This is a genomic window from Micromonospora sp. NPDC023814, assembly GCF_040639595.1.
GTDB lineage: Bacteria > Actinomycetota > Actinomycetes > Mycobacteriales > Micromonosporaceae > Micromonospora.
The window spans coordinates 64,903-79,948 of record NZ_JBFAAF010000020.1; the positions used below are offsets into that span (position 1 = coordinate 64,903).

Below are 15,046 nucleotides of genomic sequence, written 5' to 3' on the forward strand. Positions count from 1 at the left end.
AGGTCGATGAGCGTAAGACGGATCATGGGCACCGAGGTCGAGTACGGCATCTCCGTGCCCGGCCAGGCCGGCGCCAACCCCATGGTCACCTCCTCCCAGGTGGTCAACGCCTACGGGGCGCGCCCGGAACTCAACCGGGGCGGCCGGGCCCGCTGGGACTACGAGGAGGAGTCGCCGCTGCGGGACGCGCGGGGCTTCACCTACTCCGGCGCCGCGTACGACCCGGCCGAGGCGCTCGCCGACGAGGACCTCGGGCTGGCCAACGTGATACTCACCAACGGCGCGCGGCTCTACGTCGACCACGCCCACCCGGAATACTCCACACCCGAGGTGACCAACCCGCGGGACCTGGTGCGCTGGGACAAGGCAGGGGAGCGGGTGATGGCCGAGGCGGCCCGCCGCGCCGCCACCATTCCCGGCACCCAGCCCATCCACCTCTACAAGAACAACACCGACAACAAGGGCGCCAGCTACGGCTCCCACGAGAACTACCTGATGCGCCGCCAGACGGCCTTCGCCGACATCGTGGCGTACCTGACGCCGTTCTTCGTGACCCGGCAGATCGTCTGTGGCGCCGGCCGCGTCGGCATCGGGCAGGACGGCGGGCAGACCGGCTTCCAGATCTCCCAGCGCGCCGACTTCTTCGAGGTCGAGGTCGGCCTGGAGACCACCCTCAAGCGGCCGATCATCAACACCCGCGACGAGCCGCACGCCGACGCCGACAAGTACCGGCGGCTGCACGTCATCATCGGCGACGCGAACCTGTCGGAGATCTCCACCTACCTCAAGGTCGGCACCACCGCGCTGATCCTCACCATGATCGAGGACAAGGCGCTCGGCTCCGACCTGGGCATCGCCGACCCGGTCAGCGAGCTGCGCGCGGTCAGCCACGACCCGTCGCTCACCCACCTGATGCGGCTGCGCGACGGCCGGCGACTCACCGCCCTGGACGTGCAGTGGGCGTACTACGAGCGGGTGCGGTCCTTCGTGGACGACCGCTACGGCGCCGACGCCGACGAGCAGACCCTGGACGTGCTCGCCCGCTGGGAGAGCGTGCTGGACCGGCTGGGCCGCGACGTCATGCTCTGCGCCGACGAACTGGACTGGGTGGCGAAGCTGCGGCTGCTGGAGGGCTACCGGGAGCGCGAGAAGCTCGGCTGGGGCTCGCACAAGCTCCAGCTGGTCGACCTGCAGTACTCGGACGTCCGCCCGGAGAAGGGCCTCTACCACCGGCTGGTCTCCCGGGGCGCGATGAAGACCCTGCTCGACGACGAGCAGACCCGCACCGCGATGACCGAGCCGCCGGAGGACACCCGCGCCTACTTCCGCGGCCGCTGCCTGGCCCAGTACGCCTCCGAGGTCGTCGCGGCCAGCTGGGACTCGGTCATCTTCGACGTGGGCCGGGAGTCGCTGGTGCGGGTGCCGATGATGGAGCCCGAGCGCGGCACCCGTAAGCACGTCGGCGCGCTCTTCGACCGCTGCCCCAGCGCGAAGGACCTGCTCGAGACCCTCACCGGCGGCTGATCGGCGTGGACGGATTCCCGCCGCGTGCCGAAGCCGGCGCGCGGCGGGCTTTTCGTCGCCTCCGCGAGGTAAGTTGATCGCAGGGCGATCGTGGAGGAGGCAGCAATGGCCACTCGTGACAGCGGCGGGCAGTCGCAGTCGGGCAAGTCCCGGCAGGGCGAGGAGATCGAGGACGTCACCACCGAGGCGAACCCGGAGGTCGCCGAGCGGCACGCCGAGATCACCGAGGACGTCGACGACCTGCTCGACGAGATCGACTCCGTCCTGGAGGAGAACGCCGAGGAATTCGTGCGTGGTTACGTACAAAAGGGAGGCCAGTGAACATTCCGGGACGAAACGGACATGTCGCTTCCTCTTGACGACCGGGACGGCCGACGCCGCTGCCGCGACTGCGGGGAATGGAAGCTGCTCGACGAATTTTGTTCGAGTAGTAAGCGTCCCAGCGGTCGCGGCAGCTACTGCAAGCCGTGCTTCAACCAGCGGTCCAAGGCCAGCTACGCCAAACGGACGCGGGAAACCCGGGGGCGAGAAGTCAAGCCGGTCCGGAAGGTTCCGGATGGGCACCGATACTGCGCTGATTGCGGTTCGGTCAAGCCGCTGGCGGACTTTCCCCGCAACCGGTCGGACAGCACCGGCCACGGCACATACTGCAAGCCGTGCCACAACGCCCGGACCCGAAACACCAAGCAGCGCCTCTACGGCGGCAGTCGCGAGTACCACCTGCGGCGGCGTTACGGGATCGGTGAGAAGGAGTTTCAGGAGCTCCTGGCCGAGCAGGGTGGCGTCTGCGCGATCTGCGGCACGCCGGACCCCCAACATCTGGACCACGATCATCGCACCGGCTGGGTGCGCGGGATATTGTGCTTCAACTGCAACGGTGGTCTCGGCCAGTTCCGTGACGATCAGTCGCGGCTGGCCGGGGCGATCACATATCTGAGAGGAACCACGTGGCAGCGGGTTTTGATCCATCCGGGCGTCTACCAGATGTGTTCACCAACGCGGGGACGTCCTCCTTCACCTCGTTCCTGAGCAAGGTGGCCCCCGAGATGCTGCCCGGCCGACGGCCGCTGCCGCCGGGTATGGCCGCTGACATGGCGCCCCACGCGACGACCATCGTGGCCATCTCGGCCGTCGGCGGCGTCGTGATGGCGGGCGACCGGCGGGCCACCATGGGCAACCTGATCGCCCAGCGCGACATCGAGAAGGTGCACCCGGCCGACGCGTACTCCCTGGTGGGCATCGCGGGCACGGCGGGCATCGGCATCGAGCTGATGCGACTGTTCCAGGTGGAGCTGGAGCACTACGAGAAGATCGAGGGCGCGATGCTCTCGCTCGACGGCAAGGCCAACCGCCTCGCCTCGATGATCCGCGGCAACCTGGGCGCCGCCATGCAGGGCCTGGCGGTGGTCCCGCTCTTCGCCGGCTTCGACCTGGCCGCGAAGGATCCGGCGCGGGCCGGCCGCATCTTCAGCTTCGACGTCACCGGCGGCCCGTACGAGGAGACCGGCTACGACGCGATCGGCTCCGGTTCGCTGTTCGCCCGCTCCGCGCTGAAGAAGCGCTTCCAGCCGGGTCTCTCGATCGACGAGGCGGTCCGGCTCGCGGTCGAGGCGCTCTACGACGCGGCCGACGACGACACCGCCACCGGCGGGCCGGATCTGATCCGCCGGATCTACCCGGTGGTGATGACGGCGACGGCGGAGGGCACCCACCGGCTCACCGACGAGGAGATGTCGGCGATCGCCGAGAGCGTGGTCTCCGGCCGGATGGAGAATCCGGGCGGTTGATCCGCTCCCGCCCGCACCAGTCAGCAGCCGTCAGCACAGCGCCCTGAAGGAGAACCGCCGCCGTGGCCATGCAGTTCTACGCCTCGCCCGAGCAGATCATGCGCGACCGCTCCGAGTTGGCCCGCAAGGGCATCGCCCGGGGCCGCAGCGCGGTCGTCCTGAGCTACGAGGGCGGGGTGCTCTTCGTCGCCGAGAACCTCTCAAGCGCCCTGCACAAGGTGAGTGAGATCTACGACCGGATCGGCTTCGCCGCCGTCGGTCGCTACAACGAGTTCGAGAACCTGCGCCGCGCCGGCGTGCGGATGGCCGACCTGAACGGCCTGAGCTACGACCGGCGCGACGTCACGGGCCGGGCCCTGGCGAACGCGTTCGCGCAGACCCTGGGCGCCATCTTCACCGAGCAGTCGAAGCCGTTCGAGGTGGAGATCTGCGTGGCCGAGGTCGGCGCCACCGCCGAGGACGACGAGCTCTACCGGCTCACCTACGACGGCTCCGTCAACGACGAGCCGGGCCGGATGGCGATGGGCGGGCAGGCCGAGGCGATCACCGGCGTGCTGAAGTCCCACCACCGTCCGAACATGTCGCTGGGCGAGGCGGTGAAGGTCGCGGTGCAGGCGCTGGGCAGCGTCGGGGGCGAGGGCGGCGCGTCCCGCACCATCGCCGCGAACCAGCTGGAGGTGGCGGTCCTGGACCGGCGCCGGGTGGGACGGACGTTCCGCCGCATCACCGGGGCGGCGCTGACCGCCCTGCTCGACGGCGGCAAGGCCGAGGAGCCGGCCGTGCCGGCCCGTCCGGAGACCCCGACCGCGCCGACCGAGGAGGCGGGGAAGCCCACCACGTCGGCCGGCTCGGCGGACCTGGAGGGCCAGCAGTCGGAGGCCCCCGAGGCGTAGCGGAGTCGGTCGCGCGGGCGTCGGGGCCGTGGGCCTGGGCGCCCGCGCGGTCGTCGTACGCCCGCAGGTTGGCGGGCCGGCCGCGGCGGGCCGGTCCCGACCGACCCGCGTGGATCGACCGGGCCGGACGACGCCCGCCCCGGCGCGACGCCGTCCCTTCGTGCCGGTGCGCCCGTGCGGCGGCACGGTCCACCTGGGACGCGCCGGCGGGGGGCGTACGGCGAGGACGTGCCCGGTGACGGCGGGTCCGGCGAGCCCGGCGTGGCCCCCGGCGTGGCCGGCGGGCGTCCCCGGCGCGAGACGACGTGGTGAGCGCTGCCCATCTGGGGCCTCGGGCGGCTAATGTCTCATCATGGAGCGGCGAATCTTCGGCCTTGAGACCGAGTACGGCGTCACCTGCACCTACCGCGGGCAGCGGCGGCTGTCCCCCGACGAGGTCGCCCGGTACCTCTTCCGCCGAGTGGTGTCCTGGGGCCGGTCGAGCAACGTGTTCCTGCGCAACGGCGCCCGGCTCTACCTCGACGTCGGCTCGCACCCGGAGTACGCCACGCCGGAGTGCGACTCGGTGGTGGACCTGGTCGCGCACGACCGGGCCGGCGAGCGGATCCTGGAGGGGCTGCTGGTCGACGCGGAGAAGCGGTTGCACGACGAGGGCATCGCGGGCGAGATCTACCTGTTCAAGAACAACACCGACTCGGCCGGAAACTCGTACGGCTGCCACGAGAACTACCTGGTCTCCCGGCACGGCGAGTTCGGCCGACTGGCCGACGTGCTGATCCCGTTCCTGGTCACGCGGCAGTTGATCTGCGGCGCGGGCAAGGTGTTGCAGACGCCGCGCGGGGCGGTCTACTGCCTGTCGCAGCGGGCCGAGCACATCTGGGAGGGCGTCTCGTCGGCGACCACCCGGAGCCGGCCGATCATCAACACGCGCGACGAGCCGCACGCGGACGCGGAGCGCTACCGCCGGCTGCACGTGATCGTCGGTGACTCCAACATGAACGAGGTCACAACCCTGCTCAAGGTCGGCACCGCCGACATCGTGCTGCGGATGATCGAGGCCGGGGTGGTGATGCGGGACCTGACGCTGGAGAACCCGATCCGGGCGATCCGCGAGGTGTCGCACGACATCACGGGCCGGCGCAAGGTGCGGCTGTCCTCCGGCAAGGAGGTCAGCGCGCTGGAGATCCAGCAGGAATACCTGGCGAAGGCGACCGAGTTCGTGGAGCGCCGCGGCGGCGACCAGACCGCCAAGCGGGTGGTGGAGTTGTGGGGCCGGGTGCTGCGCGCGGTGGAGACCGGCGACCTGGAGCCGGTGGCCCGGGAGATCGACTGGGTGACCAAGCTGCGGCTGATCGAGCGCTACCAGCGCAAGCACGACCTGCCGCTGTCGCACCCGCGGGTCGCCCAGATGGATCTCGCCTACCACGACCTGCGTCGGGGCCGGGGCCTCTACGGGCTGCTGGAGCGGCGCGGCGAGGTGGACCGGGTGGCCACCGACCCGGAGATCTTCGAGGCGAAGGAGACTCCGCCGCAGACGACCCGGGCCCGGCTGCGCGGCGAGTTCATCCGGCACGCCCAGGAGAAGCGGCGTGACTTCACCGTCGACTGGGTGCACCTGAAGCTGAACGACCAGGCGCAGCGCACGGTGCTCTGCAAGGATCCGTTCCGGGCGTACGACGAGCGGGTGGAGCGGCTGATCGCCAGCATGTGACGGTGCGGGCCGGTCCGGTGTGGTGGTGACCGCCTGCCGGGTCGGCCGGCCCGGTAGGCTGACCGCGCCATGACGACTTCCGAACCTCCCGACAGCGGCCGGGCGCGGCAGAACTGGGTCGAGCGCCGTCGCGAGAAGATCCGCGCCGAGATCGAGCGCAACCGGCGCGGCGAGTACACGGTGCCCACCTGGGTGCTGGCGCTCGCGCTGGTGCTGATCGTGGGCGCCTGGCTCACCCTGATCTTCATGGCCTGACCGCGCCCCGAGCGGCGCTGGTCGTCACGGCCTGACCCGGCCCCGGTGGCACCGCAAGCTCGAAGTGGCCTCGGCCCGGCGGCGCTGGGACGATCGTCCCGTTCGGCGTTGTCGGTCCGAGGACCGGGCACGCCCGCCGTGGCGGCAAGGGATGGTGACGTCATCGCACACATCGACCTCGGTATCGACGAGCGGGAGCATCCGGGCATCCGGGGCCCGATGCGGTTCCGGCCGGAGACGGCCAAGCCCCTCAACGCGCTGGCGGAGGTGCTGCTGCGCGCCCCGCACCCGACGCTGACGCCCGGGGAGCGGGAGCTGATCGCGGCGTACGTGTCGGGGCTGAACGAGTGCCGGTTCTGCTGCGCGACGCACTCCGCCTTCGCGGCGGCGCAGCTCCCCTCCGGGATGCCGCTGGTGGACCGGGTCCTCGCCGATCCGGTGGACGCGGAGGTCAGCGACAAGCTGCGGGCGCTGCTGCGCGTCGCCGAGGCCGTGCAGCGCAGCGGCCGGGACGTGACGGTGGACCTGGTGGAGGCCGCCCGGGGTGCCGGCGCGACGGACCTGGAGATCCACGACGCGGTCCTGATCGCGGCGGCGTTCTGCATGTACAACCGCTACGTGGACGGGTTGGGCACCCTGGTCCCGGACGACCCGGCGGCGTACGAGAAGGCCGCCGAGCGCATCGTGCGGCAGGGCTATCTGGCGACCTGAAGCCCGCCGCCGGGCAGGTCGGTCGTCCGGCGTCCGGGTCGGGCTCGGGCCGGGTCAGATCAGCAGGCGGGCGGCGTGCCGGCCGGCCGCGGCGGCGGCCAGGAAGTACGCGTGGTCGGCGTCGAGGCCCCGACCCATGGTGGACAGCGGCACCGGCGTCGCCCGCAGCGCGGCGTCGAGCCCGTCGGTGGGCACCCGGACGACGGTGTGCCGTGCCGCGAGGGGGGCCAGCGCGGCGTCCACCTCGCGGGCCAGCGCCGGGTCCAGTCCGTCGGGCACCACCAGCTCGGCGGGGGCGAGGGCCACCCGGCCGTACGCGGTGAGGCTGTGGTGCGACACGCCCCGGTGCCGGGGCCGGGGGTCGGCGTCGGAGATCCGCAGCGACCCGACCGGGCGCCCGCCCAGCGTGGCGACGGCGTTGACGGCCTCGCCGACGCCCACCCCGGAGAAGCCCCACCGGGTGCCGGTGCCGAGGTTGCCGGGTCCCTGGGCGACGATCGCTACGTCGGCGCCCAGGACGTGGCGGGCGGCCAGCAGGCCGCTGTGCACGGTGCTCGCCTCCAGGTCGCCGCCGAACGCCTGGCCGACGCTGACCGTGCCGGCGAGGTGGTCGCGCAGCCCGGCGAGGGTGCGGGAGAACCAGGCGGGCAGCGCCCCGCCGTCGGTCAGCACGTACGCGACCCGGGAGTCCGGGGCGTCGGCGTGGATGCCGGCCAGGACCGCCGGCAGCGCGGAGTGCAGGTCGGCGGTGACGACCGGCAGGCCGCCCAGGTCGTCGGCGGCGGCCAGGACCTCGCGGTGCGGGGACGCCTCCTCGTCGACGCCGAGCAGGATCGGCTGCAGCGGGGTGTAGCGGGCCTTGACGAGGTGACCGGCGTCGCGGGTGTCGAGGGCCTGTGGCGGGTCCGGCGGCAGCCGGTCGGGCAGTGCCACGACCAGGGCGTACCCGCCGGTGCCGAGGCCCATCAGCAGCGCGCCGGCGTTGAGTAGCACCCGATCGCCGGGCTCGGGTCGGCCGACCAGCTCGGGGTAGGCCAGGGCGCGGACGGTGGCGCCGTCGGGCAGGTCGACGTCGAGCTCCACCGCCCCGGTCCACTGCCGCCGCAGCGCCGTCACCGTTCCGGACCGCCATCGCACCATGCCCGGCACGCTAGCGTCGCCGCCCCGGCCGGCCGCGCCCGGGGGCGGCCGGGCGATGCCGCCGGGCGCGGCGGCCGGAGCAAGGCAGGGCGGCCCGGCCCGGGGAGAGCAGGGCGGGGCGGCCGGGGGAGAGCAGGGCGGGGCGGCCGGGGGAGAGCAGGGCGGGGCGGCCGGGGGGAGAAGGCAGGGCGGTCAGCCGGCGGGGTCGTCCGGCTGCCGGGCGCCGCCGCGTGGGGTGCCGGTGGGGTCGAGGAAGACGTACCGGATCTGCGGGTAGCGGGCGGTGAGGCGGCGCTCGGCCTCGTCGGCAACGGCCTCGATGGTCGCGCCGGTCGCCTCGTCGTCGAAGTCCAGCTTCGCGGCGACCAGGACGTCGGCCGGGCCGAGCTGCATGGTCAGCAGCGTGTCGAGTCGGCGCACGGTGGCCAGCCCGGCGAGTTCGCCGGCGATCTCGCGGTGCACCCGCTCCGGCACCGCCCGACCGACCAGCAGCGAGATGTTGCTGCGGGCCAGGACGGTGGCGACCACGAGCAGCAGCACCCCGATCAGGATGGAGGCCAGGCCGTCCCACAGCTCCTCGCCGGTGAGCTGGGACAGGGCCAACCCGACGGCGGCCAGCACCAAGCCGATCAGGGCCGCGGCGTCCTCGAAGAACACCGCCTTGACGGCGGGGTCGGCGGTCAGCCGCAGGAACCGGCGTGGTGTGGTGTGCAACTGCAGGGACTCGGTGCGGATCTGGCGTACGGCGCGGGCCAGCGACACCGACTCGATGGCGAACGACACGGCCAGCACGACGTAGGCGGCCAGGTAGTCGTTCCTGTGCTCGTGCACCAGGATGGTGGTGACGCCGTGGGTGATGGCGAAGCCGGCGCCGGCGACGAACGTGAACACCGCCGCCAGGAAGGCCCAGACGTAGCTCTCCTTTCCGTACCCGAACGGGTGGCGGGCGTCTGCCGGGCGCGCCCCGCGTCGCAGCGCGAGGTAGAGCAGCACCTCGGTGGTGGTGTCGGCGACGGAGTGCACGGCCTCGGAGAGCATCGCCGCCGACCCGGAGAGCAGCCCGGCGACCAGCTTGGCGACGGCGATGGCGAGGTTGGCGGCCCCGGCGACCACGACGGTGCCGACGCTCTCCGTCTTCACCTCCGGCCGCGCCACCAGGTCACTGTATGACCGCCGGACGTGCCGTGCGGGCGGACCGGACGCGGGGCCGGTGCGACGCGACCCACGTGGTGCCCGCGTGGGTGCACGTGCCCGGAGCGCGGGCTGCTAGCGTCTACCCGTGTCGCGGACCCGCACCGAACGCCTGGTCAACCTGGTGATCTGCCTGCTGTCCACGCGACGGTTCCTGACCGCCGCGCAGATCGCCGCGACCGTGCCCGGCTACGAGCACGATCCGGAGGACGCGCGCGACCACGAGGCGTTCCAGCGCAAGTTCGAGCGGGACAAGGCCGAGCTGCGTGAGCTGGGCGTACCGCTGGAGACCGGGACGGCGAGCGTCTTCGACGCGGAGCCCGGCTACCGGATCGCCCACCGCGAGTACGCGCTGCCGGACATTCCCCTCGAGCCGGACGAGGCCGCCGCGGTGGGCATCGCCGCGCGGCTGTGGCAGCACGCCGGGCTGGCCGCCGCCGCCTCCTCCGGGCTGGCGAAGCTGCGCGCCGCCGGCGTCGACGTGGACCCGCAGGCCACGCTGGGCCTGGAGCCGATGGTGACGGTGGACCCGGCGTTCGCGCCGCTCACCGCCGCCGCCCGGGACCGGCGGGAGGTCACCTTCGACTACCGGGTGCCCGACCGCGACGAGCCGAACCGCCGCCGGTTGCAGCCGTGGGGTGTGGTCTGCTGGCGGGGCCGGTGGTACGTGGTCGGCCACGACCTCGACCGTGAGGCGACCCGCTGCTTCCGGTTGTCACGGGTGGTCGGCGCGGTCCGGGTGACGGGCACACCGGGCGGCTACGTGCCGCCGGCCGGGGTCGACCTGATCAGCCACGTGGCCCGCTGGTCGGGGCCGGTGGAGCGCACCGGGCGGGCCACCGTGCTGGCTGCCCCGGGCCGCGCCGCCGGGCTGCGCCGCTGGGCGGTCGGTGTCACCGCCGGGCCCGACGGCGACCGGCTCGTCCTGCCGTACGCCGACGTGGACGTCCTCGCCGGCCAGCTCGTCGGTTACGGTCCGGACGTGCGGGTGCTCGACCCGCCCGAGGTGCGGGAGGCGGTCATCCAGCGGCTCAAGGAGATCGCGGCTCGGCACGACGACCTCGCCGTCGTCGGGGGTGCCCGGTGACCCGGCCGGCCGCCCGTGGCGGCTCCCGCGCGTCGGCCGACCGGCTGGCCCGGCTGCTGAACCTGGTGCCCTACCTGCTCGCCCGGCCCGGCATCGAGATCGCGGAGGCCGCCGGTGACCTGGGCGTCACCGAGCGGCAGCTGCGCGAGGACCTGGAACTGTTGTGGGTGTGCGGGCTGCCCGGCTACGGTCCGGGCGACCTGATCGACATGGCCTTCGACGGCGACCGGGTGACCATCACCTACGATGCCGGCATCGACCGGCCGTTGCGGCTCACCCCCGACGAGGCCCTCGCGCTGGTGGTGGCGCTGCGGATGCTCGCCGAGACGCCCGGGGTGGCCAACCGGGAGGCCGTGGAGCGGGCCCTCGCCAAGATCGAGAATGCGGCCGGCGACCTGGTGGCCGCGCCCGTCGAGGTCCGGCTGCCCGCCGACACCCGCCGGGTGCAGGAGCTGCGGGCCGCCGTCGAGAGCGGCCGGGCGTTGCGCATCACCTACTACACGGCGGCGCGGGACGAGACCACGGACCGCGTCGTCGATCCGCTGCGGATGCTGATGGTCGGTGGCCGGGCGTACGTGGAGGCGTGGTGCCGTCGGGCGGAGGCGGTGCGGCTGTTCCGGGTCGACCGGATCGACGCGGTCACCGAGTTGGACGAGCCGGCGATGGTGCCGCCGCAGGCCCGCCCGCACGACCTCACCGACGGCGTGTTCCGGCCCTCGCCGGACCTGCCGTTGATCACCCTGCGGGTCGGCCGGGGCGAGCGGTGGATCACCGAGTACTACCCGTGCGAGCGGGTCGAGGCCGGCGGCGGCGACCAGTGGCTGGTCTCGCTGCGGGTCACCGACCTGGGCTGGGCCCGCCGCTTCGTGCTGGGGCTGGGGCCGGACGTTGCCGTGGTCGCCCCGGCCGAGCTGGCCGAGCAGGTCCGGGCCGCGGCGACCGCCGCGCTCGACGCGTACGCGACGCCGACCCCGGCCGCGCCCCGGCGCCCGGCGGACGGGTCGGACACGCCGCCGGCGGTGCCCTCGGCCGACCCGGCGGTGACCGCGGGCACCCAGTAGGCTGGCCGCCGTGGTGAAGTGGATCGTGCTCGCGGTGGTGCTGTTCGCGCTCGTCGTGTTGGCCCTGGCCGTCCGGCCGGTGCTGGCGCGGCTGCCCCGGCTGCGCCGCGCGGCCGTCGCCCTGCAACGCCGGGCGACCGAGGCGGAGGCGCTGCGGGACACCGCGGAGGCCCTCCAGAAGCGGGCCGAGGCCCTCCAGGAGCAGCTCGACGTCACCCACCGGCGAGTCGAGCTGATCAAGGCCAAGCGCGGCGGTTGATCGGTCGGTGTCGCGTCCCTGCGCGATCCGGTCCGGTACCGCGCAGGAACGATCCGTCGGGGGAGTGTTGACGGGACATCCCGGGTTGGTCAAGACTTCACCGGCCGGGACGAACCCGGCGGGTGGCAACGGCCGTCGGCGCACGTACGATGGCTGCGGTACACCCCTCACGACGACACAGAGCGACTGGAGCTTCCCATGGGTGCCCTCAAGCCGTGGCACATCGCCGTACTCGTGGTCGTGCTGATCCTGCTCTTCGGCGCGAAGCGGCTCCCCGACGCGGCCCGTTCGCTGGGCCGTTCGCTGCGGATCATCAAGGCCGAGACCAAGAGCCTGCACGACGACGACCGCGACCTCGCCGAGAAGGCCGACGCGCAGGCCGGCTACCAGCCGCTCCCGCCGCACGCCGGTCAGCAGGCCCCGCACCAGGCGCCCCACCAGGCCCCGCCGCAGCAGCAGCCGGTCGTTGACCCGGTGCACCGCGTCCGCGACAACTGACCGAGGGCCCGAACACCGTGGCCTTCGCTCTCCGTAAGCGCGGTCCGAGCAACTTCGAGCGGGCCGCCGACGGCTCGATGACGCTGGTCGAGCACATCCGCGAGCTACGCAACCGGCTGTTCAAGGCGTCCCTGGCGATCCTGGTCGGGTTCGGTTTCGGCATCTGGCTCGCCGGGCCGGTGCTGAACGTGCTCAAGCGGCCGTACTGTGACCTGGAGCAGGCGCAGACGACGAACGGCGCGTGCGACTTCGTCCAGCTCGGCCCGGCCGACCTGTTCCTGCTGAACCTGAAGATCGGTCTCTGGGTCGGGCTGATCATCGCCGCGCCCGTCTGGCTCTACCAGCTCTGGGCGTTCATCGCGCCGGGCCTGCACCGGCACGAGCGGCGCTACGCGTACGTCTTCACCGGGCTGGCGGCGCCGCTGTTCGCCGCCGGGGCGGTGCTGGCGTACTTCGTGACCGCGAAGGGCCTGGAGTTCCTGCTGGAGATCTCCGGCAGCGACATCAACACGACGCTGGACATCACCAGGTACGTCTCGTTCGTGACGAACCTGATCCTGCTGTTCGGGGTGGCGTTCGAGTTCCCGCTGCTGGTGTTGATGCTGAACTTCGTCGGCATCGCCAGCGCGAAGCGGCTGCTGGGCTGGTGGCGGGTGGCGGTCTTCGTCTTCTTCGCCTTCTCCGCGGTGGTCACCCCGACGCCCGACCCGTTCGGGATGACGGCGCTGGCGATCTGCCTCTGCGCGCTCTACTTCGCCGCCGTCGGCGTCGCGTACCTCAACGACAAGCGCAAGGGTCGCGGCCGGGAGGTCTACGCGGGCATCGGCGACGACGAGGTGTCGCCGCTGGAGTTGGACCCGGATCCGGTCGAGGCCGGGCAGCGGGTCGACGCCAGCGCGCCGGTCGCGGCCCCGGAGCCGGTCGCCGCGCCGGCGCCGGTCGACCGTCGCTACGACGACATGACCTGACCGCGGCCGAACGCACCACCCGCGTCCGACACGAGCCCCCTTCGCCGGGGGCTTGTGTCGTTTCCGGCCGGGCGCCCGCGCGCCTAGCGCACGCCACCCCCGTTGTGAGCGATCCAGTCGGCAATCCGTCACCACGCGTTCACAAGCTGCGGTCGAGTGATCGCGTCTTTACGATGTGTCGACGTTCCCGACACGGGGAGGTCGCTGCCCAGTGCGTCGCCCGACGTTCCGTCCTCCGCCCGTCGCCGTGCCGAGGGCTGTCCCCTCGCCGGGGTGGCGCAGGCTGCCCGTCACCCGGTTGACCGCCCTGCTGGAGGCTGCCGGGCAGGGCACACCGCCGTTTGCCCGTGCTGCCTTCGGCCCGGCGTGGCCGTCCCCGCAGAGCCAGCGGTGGCACCCGGCGACCGGCTCCACGGTATGAGCGCACGCCCCGGCTGAGTTCCGGCGGACCCGCCCGTGCGGTCGTCCGGCCCGTCCGGTCGCACCGTCCGGTGCGTGGTCACACGGTGCCCGTGAGCGTCGCCATGTCCGACGTCGCGGGCGGAACCCCCAATCCGTCCACGCGGCCGGCCCGCACAGTCCCGTCCAGGGGACTCGGTCGCCACCACGTACCCGAGATCGGAGCCACGCGTTGATCCGCGTCGTCGTTGCCGAGGAGATGGGGCTGCTGCGCACCGCGCTGTGCGCCGCGCTGTCGAGCCAGGGGGACATCGAGGTCGCTGCCGAGGTGACCGGGGTGGCGGAGCTGTCCGCCGTGGTGCGCCGGCACCGGCCCGACGTGGTGGTGGTGGACCTGGCGTCGGACGCGCCGCAGCCGGTCGAGGTGGTCGCCGAGATCATCGGGGCGGCGCCCGAGGCGGCCGTGCTGGGCATGGGTCGCCGGTGGAGCCAGGCCGCGGTCGGGGACCTGCTGGCCGCCGGGGTACGCGGCCTGGTCGGCAAGGACGCGTCGCTCGAGGCGCTGGTCGAGGCCGTCCGGGAACTCGCCGCCGGCGGGAAGGTCATCGACGCGGCGGTCGCCGTGACGGCGCTGCGACCCCCGTCCAGTCCGTTGACCCGTCGGGAGGTGGAGGTGCTGCGGGTGGCCGCCGAGGGCCTGCCGCTCAAGGAGATCGCCCGCCGGCTGTTCCTCGCGCACGGCACGGTGCGCAACCACCTGTCGGCGGTCATGCGCAAGACGGGCGCCCGCAACCGGATGGAGGCGGTGTGGCGCGCCCGCCGCGACGGGTGGATCTGACGTTCTCTCCGCCGCCCCGGAGGACAGGGATTCCTCCGCGCCCCGCGTGGAACAGCGCGCGGCGCCTGAGCCGAGCGGCGCCGCTCGGTACGTGTTTGAATGCGGACGGTCCGTGCTCGGTCTGACGACGCTCGGGAAGGTCAACGGTGATCCGTACCCTGCTGGCCCTCGACGGTGCCCTGGTCCGTGGCGCCCTTTCGCTCGTCCTCGCCGCCGAGGACGACATCAGTGTGGTGGCGGAGCTGGACCGGGAGGACGCCCTCCCGCCGGCGGTCTGTGCGCAGCGCCCCGACGTGGCGGTCGTCGACCTCGACCTCGTCGGGGCGGGGGTGGCCGGGCAGTGCCCCCTGCTGGTGCTCGCCGACCGCCGCCGGGCGCGCAGCCTGCACCGGGTCCTCACGCCGGGTCGGACCGTCGGCATCCTCGGCAACGACGTCGCTCCGCAGCGGGTGGTGGACGGGGTCCGGCGGCTTGCCCGCCGGGAGTCGGTGATCGACGCCGACCTGGTGATGGCGGCGCTGGTCCGGGACAGCCCGCTGACCGTGCGGGAGACCGAGATCCTCGACCTGACGGCGGCCGGGGCACCGGTCGTGGAGATCGCCCGGATGCTCGGGCTCTCGCCGGGGACCGTGCGCAACCACCTCGGGCGGATCACCCGCAAGGCGGGCGCGCGCACCAGGGTGGAGGCGGTGCGGGTCGCCCGGGAGGCCGGCTGGATCTGACG

At 73.1% G+C, this 15,046-nt stretch carries 17 protein-coding genes; 15 read left to right on the forward strand and 2 right to left on the reverse strand.

From position 1 onward, the window contains the following. Positions 1 to 6 precede the first annotated feature (6 nt). The 8 genes from dop to AB0G14_RS13690 all read left to right on the forward strand — a co-directional run bounded on the left by dop (position 7) and on the right by AB0G14_RS13690 (position 6,881). The gene (gene dop, locus AB0G14_RS13655; protein WP_357697019.1) at positions 7 to 1,524 is read left to right on the forward strand and encodes a depupylase/deamidase Dop; all 1,518 of its coding nucleotides are present in this window, start codon (positions 7 to 9) and stop codon (positions 1,522 to 1,524) included. 105 nt (positions 1,525 to 1,629) lie between these two features. Further along, complete coding sequence (locus AB0G14_RS13660; RefSeq protein WP_067366797.1) at positions 1,630 to 1,845, forward strand: ubiquitin-like protein Pup; 216 nt, start codon at positions 1,630 to 1,632, stop codon at positions 1,843 to 1,845. Between the two features lie 21 nt (positions 1,846 to 1,866). After that, positions 1,867 to 2,553, forward strand: coding sequence for an endonuclease VII domain-containing protein (locus AB0G14_RS13665; RefSeq protein WP_357697022.1), 687 nt, complete (start codon positions 1,867 to 1,869; stop codon positions 2,551 to 2,553). Further along, positions 2,472 to 3,311 (forward strand): proteasome subunit beta, encoded by an 840-nt coding sequence (gene prcB / locus AB0G14_RS13670; RefSeq protein ID WP_357697024.1) that lies wholly within the window; start codon positions 2,472 to 2,474, stop codon positions 3,309 to 3,311. The genes AB0G14_RS13665 and prcB overlap by 82 nt, the downstream gene beginning before the upstream one ends. A 62-nt stretch (positions 3,312 to 3,373) precedes the next feature. Continuing rightward, entirely contained in the window at positions 3,374 to 4,204 is an 831-nt protein-coding gene (gene prcA, locus AB0G14_RS13675) for a proteasome subunit alpha (protein WP_357697026.1), read from the forward strand. A 352-nt stretch (positions 4,205 to 4,556) separates the two neighbouring features. Further along, on the forward strand, positions 4,557 to 5,915 hold the full coding sequence (gene pafA / locus AB0G14_RS13680; RefSeq protein ID WP_350685647.1) for a Pup--protein ligase: 1,359 nt from the start codon (positions 4,557 to 4,559) through the stop codon (positions 5,913 to 5,915). Between the two features lie 69 nt (positions 5,916 to 5,984). Beyond that, entirely contained in the window at positions 5,985 to 6,170 is a 186-nt protein-coding gene (locus AB0G14_RS13685; RefSeq protein ID WP_350704269.1) for a hypothetical protein, read from the forward strand. Between the two features lie 162 nt (positions 6,171 to 6,332). Then, entirely contained in the window at positions 6,333 to 6,881 is a 549-nt protein-coding gene (locus AB0G14_RS13690; RefSeq protein ID WP_357697112.1) for a peroxidase-related enzyme, read from the forward strand. Between the two features lie 54 nt (positions 6,882 to 6,935). Here the strand turns inward: AB0G14_RS13690 and AB0G14_RS13695 are convergent, their stop codons facing one another. Next, complete coding sequence (locus AB0G14_RS13695; RefSeq protein ID WP_357697029.1) at positions 6,936 to 8,021, reverse strand: DUF3866 family protein; 1,086 nt, start codon at positions 8,019 to 8,021, stop codon at positions 6,936 to 6,938. Positions 8,022 to 8,213: 192 nt separating this feature from the next. Beyond that, positions 8,214 to 9,176, reverse strand: coding sequence for a cation diffusion facilitator family transporter (locus AB0G14_RS13700; protein WP_357697032.1), 963 nt, complete (start codon positions 9,174 to 9,176; stop codon positions 8,214 to 8,216). A 124-nt stretch (positions 9,177 to 9,300) separates the two neighbouring features. Here AB0G14_RS13700 and AB0G14_RS13705 point away from each other — a divergent pair, with 124 nt between their 5' ends. The 7 genes from AB0G14_RS13705 to AB0G14_RS13735 all read left to right on the forward strand — a co-directional run bounded on the left by AB0G14_RS13705 (position 9,301) and on the right by AB0G14_RS13735 (position 15,044). Next, complete coding sequence (locus AB0G14_RS13705; protein ID WP_357697034.1) at positions 9,301 to 10,299, forward strand: WYL domain-containing protein; 999 nt, start codon at positions 9,301 to 9,303, stop codon at positions 10,297 to 10,299. Further along, positions 10,296 to 11,360, forward strand: a complete 1,065-nt coding sequence (locus AB0G14_RS13710; protein ID WP_357697036.1) for a YafY family protein — start codon at positions 10,296 to 10,298, stop codon at positions 11,358 to 11,360. Before AB0G14_RS13705 ends, AB0G14_RS13710 begins: the two co-directional genes overlap by 4 nt. A gap of 10 nt (positions 11,361 to 11,370) precedes the next feature. Then, positions 11,371 to 11,619, forward strand: a complete 249-nt coding sequence (locus AB0G14_RS13715) for a hypothetical protein (protein WP_357697038.1) — start codon at positions 11,371 to 11,373, stop codon at positions 11,617 to 11,619. A gap of 198 nt (positions 11,620 to 11,817) precedes the next feature. Next, positions 11,818 to 12,117 carry a Sec-independent protein translocase subunit TatA gene (tatA, locus tag AB0G14_RS13720; RefSeq protein ID WP_357697041.1) on the forward strand — a complete coding sequence of 100 codons (300 nt, stop codon included), beginning with the start codon at positions 11,818 to 11,820 and terminating at the stop codon, positions 12,115 to 12,117. A gap of 17 nt (positions 12,118 to 12,134) precedes the next feature. Further along, positions 12,135 to 13,085 (forward strand): twin-arginine translocase subunit TatC, encoded by a 951-nt coding sequence (gene tatC, locus AB0G14_RS13725; protein WP_357697044.1) that lies wholly within the window; start codon positions 12,135 to 12,137, stop codon positions 13,083 to 13,085. 631 nt (positions 13,086 to 13,716) lie between these two features. Beyond that, complete coding sequence (locus AB0G14_RS13730) at positions 13,717 to 14,322, forward strand: response regulator transcription factor (protein WP_357697047.1); 606 nt, start codon at positions 13,717 to 13,719, stop codon at positions 14,320 to 14,322. A gap of 146 nt (positions 14,323 to 14,468) precedes the next feature. Continuing rightward, on the forward strand, positions 14,469 to 15,044 hold the full coding sequence (locus AB0G14_RS13735) for a response regulator transcription factor (RefSeq protein ID WP_357697050.1): 576 nt from the start codon (positions 14,469 to 14,471) through the stop codon (positions 15,042 to 15,044). The last annotated feature ends 2 nt before the right edge of the window (positions 15,045 to 15,046 follow it).

Excerpts from the sequence above, each read along its gene's own strand:
- AB0G14_RS13660 (WP_067366797.1), top strand. The coding sequence starts at position 1,630 with ATGGCCACTCGTGACAGCGGCGGGCAGTCGCAGTCGGGCAAGTCCCGG.
- AB0G14_RS13695 (WP_357697029.1), bottom strand. The coding sequence starts at position 8,021 with ATGGTGCGATGGCGGTCCGGAACGGTGACGGCGCTGCGGCGGCAGTGG.
- AB0G14_RS13665 (WP_357697022.1), top strand. The coding sequence starts at position 1,867 with ATGTCGCTTCCTCTTGACGACCGGGACGGCCGACGCCGCTGCCGCGAC.
- tatA (WP_357697041.1), top strand. The coding sequence starts at position 11,818 with ATGGGTGCCCTCAAGCCGTGGCACATCGCCGTACTCGTGGTCGTGCTG.
- pafA (WP_350685647.1), top strand. The coding sequence starts at position 4,557 with ATGGAGCGGCGAATCTTCGGCCTTGAGACCGAGTACGGCGTCACCTGC.
- AB0G14_RS13685 (WP_350704269.1), top strand. The coding sequence starts at position 5,985 with ATGACGACTTCCGAACCTCCCGACAGCGGCCGGGCGCGGCAGAACTGG.
- dop (WP_357697019.1), top strand. The coding sequence starts at position 7 with ATGAGCGTAAGACGGATCATGGGCACCGAGGTCGAGTACGGCATCTCC.